Below are 6690 nucleotides of genomic sequence, written 5' to 3'. Positions count from 1 at the left end.
TTGGCCGCAGGGCTTGCGGTGTCAGTCTGTAGAGCGACCATAAGACCAGAACAGAGTAAATCTGTTAAGGCAGGTGCGGAACCCCGCAAGGGAAAGAAGCAGAAACCTAAATCGTGAGGTTTGGGAATCACCGTCCGTTTACGGCGGCGAGGATGTCAACTACAATGGATATTGTATTTAAGGAAAAAAAATTTGAGAACGAATGCAATAGCCAACGGCTCCTGAAAAAACAGTATGGAGAGAAGATGGCTAAGAAAATCAGGCAAAGACTCGACGACTTAAAGGCAGTTATTGTCCTGGAGGAAATGCGAGCGCTACCGGGACGTTGCCACGAATTGTTATATGACTAATACTATTGAGAACAGATATGCACCGGATTTTATTTCTCCACCGGGAGAAACCCTTACCGAAATCCTAGAAGAAAGAAATATGTCTCAATCGGAACTCGCCCAACGCATGGGCAGACCAAGAAAGACTATCAATGAGATCATAAAAGGTAAAGCGGAGATTACTATCGATACCGCCTTACAGATAGAGTTAGTGTTAGGAACTCCCGCCGGTTTCTGGATAGAGCGCGAAAGACTTTATCGGGAATATTTAGCGAGAAAAAATGAGAATCAAAGATTAAAAGGTTATTTAGGCTGGTTAAAACAAATTCCTTATCGCCAGATGACTGAATTAGGCTGGCTCAAGTTTGATGAGGATAAAATAGAGCAATTACGAGAGAGCTTGAATTTTTTTGCCGTTGTCTCCCCTGAGCAATGGGAGGAGATTTGGGGGATAAATTTATCGATTGATTTTAGAAAGTCTCAAGCATTTGATAGCGATCGAGGGGCAATAACAGCATGGTTACGTCAAGGAGAAATAGAGGCATCGAAAATTAATTGTGCTGATTACAACGAGTTGAAATTCAGAGATGCCTTGCGACAAATTCGTTCGTTAACTATTAAGTCTATCGAGGTATTTCAACCGCAAATGATCGAGCTTTGTGCGGCAGCGGGGGTTGCCTTGACCTTTGTTCCTGAACTTCCGAAAACAAGGGTACACGGTGCTACCCGTTGGTTAGGTTCTCAGAGAGCTTTAATTCAATTGAGCGATCGATACAAAACAAATGATCATTTTTGGTTTTCTTTTTTTCATGAAGCTGGTCATATTTTATTACATGGGAAACGAACTTTATTTTTAGAGGGGCAAGATATTCAAGATACAATTAAAGAAAAAGAGGCGGATGTTTTTGCGGCTAATTTCTTAATTGCTCCCAGAGATTGGCAGAGATTTATCGCCAATAATTCTCTGAATAGAAAAGCTATTAATCAATTTGCCGAACAACTAGGAATACACCCTGGTATTATTGTTGGTAGAATGCAACATGAGCAAATTATTTCTTATCAAAACTATAATGATCTTAAGGAGAAATATTGTCTAAATACGCAGAATTCCTTTTTGGTATTGACGAGCGACTCCCCAAAAGGAAAACTTCCTATCTCACCATTAAGATAACTGCTGTAAGCGGAGATTACTAAGCATAAATTTGGCAATAATTGACAAATTTAGCATTAGAGACAGGAAATTGCGATAACATCAAAAAAAGTCAGGTAGAGGATAGTTATGCTCGATCTTGCGAAATTAGCGGCAAAAATGCCAGGAATCAGTCAACATTTTCAACAGGAAGTGACAGCTAGTCGCGAGCGAGTGCAAAGGGCTAAAATTCTTTTAGAACAAGCTCAACAGCAACAGGAAAAACTGCTAGAACTCTATCATAACTGGCACGATCGCCTAATTTTCTCTGTCGCGCTACCGATCGAACCTCTCGACACCCGCATTACTATCCTTCCCGCTCCCGAAAGTCATAGCGTTTTTGCCACGGATGGTTCCCAAATTGCCCCTTCTCACCACGAAATCGCCTACTGTTATCTAATTAATATCGGTAGGATCATGTTGCACTATGGTCAAAATTTGCACCCGCTCCTCGATAGCATTCCCGAAGTCTATTACAAATCAGAAGACCTCTACATTTCTAAACAGTGGGGTATTCGCGTGGATGAGTGGATGAGTTATCGTCGGACGGTATTAGAAAGCCAAATGTTAGCAGAAATGGCTACCCGTTGGGTAAAACCCCCCGGGGCCCATTATGAACCAAATTTAGCCCTCGTGGATGGTTCTTTGATCTATTGGTTTATCGATAGTCTCCCCCCGGAAGCAAAAGATTTAATTTTGCCACCGATTTTTCAGTCTTGGGACGATTTAAAATCAGCTAGAATCCCGCTTATGGGTTATATTAGTGCTTCTCGTAGCACGGAAGGCTTAAATTTCCTGCGTTTACAATCTTGTCCCCATGATACTCCCAATTGCTTGATCAATTGCGGTGATTTAGACCCAGAAAAAACCCCTTGTCGCGTTGTCGATCCTCTCCGGGATGCTTCTCTCTGGGGTTATTTATTGGAACCGGGGCAAAGAAGTCCTTTTTGGCGCAGTTCTTTGAAAATACTCGATCTTTATGGGGATGAACATCGCATTTACTTCTGTTATCTCCATGTGGGGACGGAAATCGCTAGGGTAGAGGTTCCTGCTTGGGTGGTGGAGGAGCGAGAATTACTCGATCGCTCTTTGAGTATTTTACTGGCCCAGGTGTTAAAAGGTTATGGTTATCCGATCGCCTTAGCGGAAGCGCACAATTTAGCGGTGATTAAAGGTGGCGATCGCTTGCGTTTTTTTGCTCTTTTGGAACAACAAATGATTAAAGTCGGTTTACAGGATGTGGGAACATCTTATAAGGAAGCGAGAAAGCGCAGTAGTATCGCTTAATTGAGGAGGCAGCAGATGGGGAGTGGTCACTGATAACTGCTAACTGCTAACTGATAACTGCTAACTGATAACTGGTCACTGATAACTGATAAGTAGGTGGGTGGAATTAAATATAAAATGAACGTAGGTTGGGTTGAAGCATGAAACCCAACGCCCGCATGGGTTACGCTACCGCTAACCCATCCTACAAATAATTGTGCCTACCTACTTAACTGGTCACTGATAACTGATAACTGATAACTGATAACTGGTCACTGATAACTGATAACTGATAACTGATAACTGATAACTGGTCACTGATAACTGGTCACTGATAACTGATCACTGATCACTGATAACTGATCACTGAAAAAGGTGGGAATTACCCACCTTAAACTTGATTTTTGCCGAATTTTTCTAGCGACTGCTACGATCTTGATCCAAGACGCTGACGGGGAAATTATTATAACTAACGTGATGTTTGCTAGTTTTCTGAATTTCTTCTTTGATTTGATCTAGATCAACATAGCGATCGGCTACATTAATTAAACTATCACTGGTCATCGATCGCAAACTAACCACTTCCACCCGCGCACCACGGTAACTGACAGAATCGGCAGCATAGGCCAAATCCCCATCACCACTGACAATGACTGCGGTATCATAGGAACCCACTAGAGCCATTAAATCCACGGCAATTTCCACGTCAAGATTGGCTTTTTTGGAACCATCGGGTAATTGTACTAGATCTTTAGCGATGACTCGATAACCGTTGCGACGCATCCAGAGGAGAAATCCCTGCTGTTTTTCGTTAGTGCGATCAACTCCAGTATAAAAGAAGGCGCGCAAGAGACGAGAACCAGCAGTTAAACGGCAAAGTAATTTGGTGTAGTCAATTTCGATACCTAATTGCAGGGCCGCATAAAATAAATTAGAACCATCAATGAAAATCGCCACACGACCGCGATTTTCTAGCACTTGTTCGGGGGTGAAGACTGGGGCCGTGTCATAATCATCAAACATTTTATTTTTCCTCGTTTGTTAAAAGTTTAGTGTTGGGTGTTTGCCAGTTGTATCCCAAAGGACAACAGACCTTAAAAAATAGAGTTATCAAAAAATTCCTTTAGGAATCGTTTAACGGCAGTTCTAGTTTAGAAAAGATCGGTTCAGGTGTTCCTAGTTGTGGATTTGTGGGTAATCCCCATTGACAGTGTTGGGAAAAAGAGACACCATCAGGGGAGTTTTCCCCATCCTCCGACCTGAAAGTATTAAAATCAATAACAAAACCTAGTTGTTGATAAATTTTACTGCTCAAGGTCGGTATTATCGGTGAGAGTAGGTAGGCAGAGAGTCTTACTGATTCCAAAACCGCATAGAGGACTTGTTCTACCGCTGCTTGTTGTTTCTGTTTAAATAAACTCCAGGGCGCACTCTCATCGATAAACTTGTTACTAGCGCGAATTAACGCCAATATTTCCTCACAGGCTTGATTAAATTGTAGCGCATCATACTTCTGTTCAACAATGACCCCTAGATTGATCCCCATATTCTTAAGACGATTATCGTTGGGGATATCTACGCCAGTCAACTGGGGAGGGATATTTTGGCAGTATTTTTTAACCATGCCTAGGGTGCGATTGAGGAGGTTGCCTAAATCGTTGGCTAAATCCGCGTTAAGAATATTAACAAATCTGGTTTCCTGAAAATCGCCATCCTGTCCTAATTCAATCTCTTTGACGAAATAGTAACGGACGGCATCGGCCCCATAGCGCTCAACCAAATCGAAGGGATCGAGGGTATTACCGAGACTTTTGCCCATTTTCCGCCCGTCTTTGGTCAAAAAGCCGTGGCCGAATACTCTTTTGGGCAAGGGTAAACCCGCCGACATTAGCATAGCTGGCCAATAAATGGCATGGAATCTTAATATATCTTTACCGATCAGATGCAGATCGATCGGCCACCATTTGGCCAAGGCATTTTCTAGGGTGGGTTCGTCTTCGGGGTCGAGAAGGGCGGTAACATAGCCAAGAAGGGCATCAAACCAAACGTAGATGGTATGCTGACCATCGTGGGGAATGGGAAACCCCCAAGCCACATTAACCCTAGAAATGGAGAAGTCCTGTAGTCCTTGGTTAACGAAGTTGAGAACCTCATTACGTCGGCTTTCCGGTTGAATAAAATCGGGTTGCTCTTGGTAAAGTTGTTCTAGTTGCGTCTGATATTTAGAGAGACGGAAAAAATAGTTTTCCTCGTCGCGCCATTCGGCGGCCAGATTAGTATGAATGGGACAACAGCCATTATCTAACAGTTCTCTTTTTTCCTTAAATTCTTCACAGGCGACGCAATACCAACCCTGTTGGCGATCGAGATAGATATCGCCCTTTTCCCAGACTCTTTCAAAAAATTCGTTAACAATTGCCTGATGACGGGGGGCAGTGGTACGACTAAAGCGATCATACTGGATCTGTAGCTTTGCCCAGAGATTGGCAAAACTGGTGGCGATGCGATCGCAGTGTTCCTGGGGAGCGAGTCCTTTGGTTGCCGCAGTCCGTTCGATTTTCTGTCCGTGTTCGTCGGTTCCTGTAATTAGGAGGACAGAATTGCCCTGTAACCGCTGCCATCGTGCCATAACATCCGCTACGATCGTTGTGTAGGCACTACCGATGTGAGGGATATCGTTGACATAATAAAGAGGTGTTGTTAAAGCAAATGTTTTTCGCTCATTTAAATCATTCATGAAATTTATTTTTTTAAATAGACGAGGCTGCCCCGAGGCTGATCCGTAGATGATTGGGACACAATCCCTTATATTTTATGATCCTCTAATTCTGTTTTATCCTTTAGTTGTAGTCTAAGTCAATAAAAACAATCTTAAGGCCGATTTTTTTTTTCCATGAAGCTGCTTACCCCCCTATCCACCTCTCGTTTAATTCTTGATACCACGCGCACGAGTCTGTTTACCGTCGGTCAAGAAAATCTACCCAGCCAAGGAGTGGCGATCGTGGTAAGTAACCATCGTAGCTTTTTGGACGCGCCGATCTTAATTCAAGCTTTGGGCAAAACTCTCCCGATCGCCTGTCATCACTACATGGGAAAAACGCCGCTTTTGCGGGAATTAATCGGAGAATTGGGCTGTTTTCCCTTTGATACCCCTGAAAAACGCCACCGGACTTTTTTTCGGCAAGCAACGGATTTTTTACAGTCCGGACGATGGATCGGTTTATTTCCAGAAGGTGGATCGCCGATGTTAAATTTGACTGCTCCTCGTCAAATTAGCCCTTTTCAAAGCGGATTTGCCCATTTAGCCCTGCGTTGTCCCGTGGAGAATCTATCGGTCTTACCTGTGGCTATTCTCTCCGAGTCGGAAACTGTTATTAGTCCTTTTCCCGTGCGTTTGCTGCGCTGGTTAGATACCACGGAACCTTTATTCGATCAAGACGGTTGGCATCCCGTTGTCTTTTATCATCGTGTCAAGGTGGCGATCGGTCGTCCCTATGGAATTACTGAAAGCGATCGCTCAGATTATCAAGGTAAACAAGGAAAAAAAGCCCTTAATCGTTTAATTGGTCATTGTCAGTCGGAAATTAGCGATTTATTGCTGAAGGGCTAACGAATTCAGGAGGCAGGAGACAGGAGACAGGAGACAGGAGACAGGAGGCAGCCTTGAATCAGTTATCATACTAAATCCGTTGAGTAACGCACAGAAAACGGGTTTCTCGGAGAAACCCGTTTTCTACTCATGCAAAAGGCAAAACGGAGAATAAATAGGGTCTGCTGAAAAAGTTTTTCCTGGGGGTAGGAGTCAGTAGCCGGTCGTCAGTAGCCAGTCGTTTCAGGCTTTGTTGCCCTTGTTTTGTGTACCAAGCGATGTACTACAAGAAGGATAATGCAAGGTTTTTGAAAGTC

Annotated in this window: 5 protein-coding genes and 1 pseudogene; 4 read left to right on the top strand and 2 right to left on the bottom strand. The window is 43.4% G+C overall.

Annotated elements, in window-relative coordinates:
- Positions 1–164 precede the first annotated feature (164 nt).
- The 3 genes and pseudogenes from O9290_RS28150 to O9290_RS09865 form a co-directional block, all read left to right on the top strand.
- Positions 165–347 (top strand): annotated as a pseudogene (locus O9290_RS28150) (killer suppression protein); the annotation flags it as partial.
- Positions 343–1500 (top strand): HigA family addiction module antitoxin, encoded by a 1158-nt coding sequence (locus O9290_RS09870; protein ID WP_288057311.1) that lies wholly within the window; start codon positions 343–345, stop codon positions 1498–1500. The pseudogene O9290_RS28150 and the gene O9290_RS09870, both read left to right, overlap by 5 nt.
- Positions 1501–1608: 108 nt before the next feature.
- A complete protein-coding gene (locus O9290_RS09865; protein WP_004162837.1) occupies positions 1609–2805 on the top strand; it encodes a DNA double-strand break repair nuclease NurA in 1197 nt (398 codons plus the stop codon).
- Positions 2806–3201: 396 nt separating this feature from the next.
- On the opposite strand, the gene O9290_RS09860 is transcribed toward O9290_RS09865, so the two are convergent.
- Together O9290_RS09860 and metG are read right to left on the bottom strand one after the other, a co-directional pair.
- On the bottom strand, positions 3202–3807 hold the full coding sequence (locus O9290_RS09860; protein WP_002743578.1) for a LabA-like NYN domain-containing protein: 606 nt from the start codon (positions 3805–3807) through the stop codon (positions 3202–3204).
- Positions 3808–3907: 100 nt separating this feature from the next.
- On the bottom strand, positions 3908–5521 hold the full coding sequence (gene metG / locus O9290_RS09855) for a methionine--tRNA ligase (protein WP_052276546.1): 1614 nt from the start codon (positions 5519–5521) through the stop codon (positions 3908–3910).
- A 156-nt stretch (positions 5522–5677) separates the two neighbouring features.
- On the opposite strand from metG, the gene O9290_RS09850 reads away from it, so the two are divergent.
- Complete coding sequence (locus O9290_RS09850) at positions 5678–6394, top strand: lysophospholipid acyltransferase family protein (RefSeq protein ID WP_002758823.1); 717 nt, start codon at positions 5678–5680, stop codon at positions 6392–6394.
- Positions 6395–6690 lie beyond the last annotated feature (296 nt).

This window comes from Microcystis sp. LE19-41.2A, assembly GCF_027530405.1.
GTDB lineage: Bacteria > Cyanobacteriota > Cyanobacteriia > Cyanobacteriales > Microcystaceae > Microcystis > Microcystis aeruginosa.
The sequence above is the reverse complement of the archived record's forward strand: the minus strand, read 5'-3'. Positions and strand labels throughout refer to the sequence as shown.

What these genes read in the sequence shown, in the direction of transcription:
- O9290_RS09860 (WP_002743578.1), bottom strand. Translation starts at nt 3,807, where the DNA reads ATGTTTGATGATTATGACACGGCCCCAGTCTTCACCCCCGAACAAGTG.
- metG (WP_052276546.1), bottom strand. Translation starts at nt 5,521, where the DNA reads ATGAATGATTTAAATGAGCGAAAAACATTTGCTTTAACAACACCTCTT.
- O9290_RS09850 (WP_002758823.1), top strand. Translation starts at nt 5,678, where the DNA reads ATGAAGCTGCTTACCCCCCTATCCACCTCTCGTTTAATTCTTGATACC.
- O9290_RS09865 (WP_004162837.1), top strand. Translation starts at nt 1,609, where the DNA reads ATGCTCGATCTTGCGAAATTAGCGGCAAAAATGCCAGGAATCAGTCAA.
- O9290_RS09870 (WP_288057311.1), top strand. Translation starts at nt 343, where the DNA reads ATGACTAATACTATTGAGAACAGATATGCACCGGATTTTATTTCTCCA.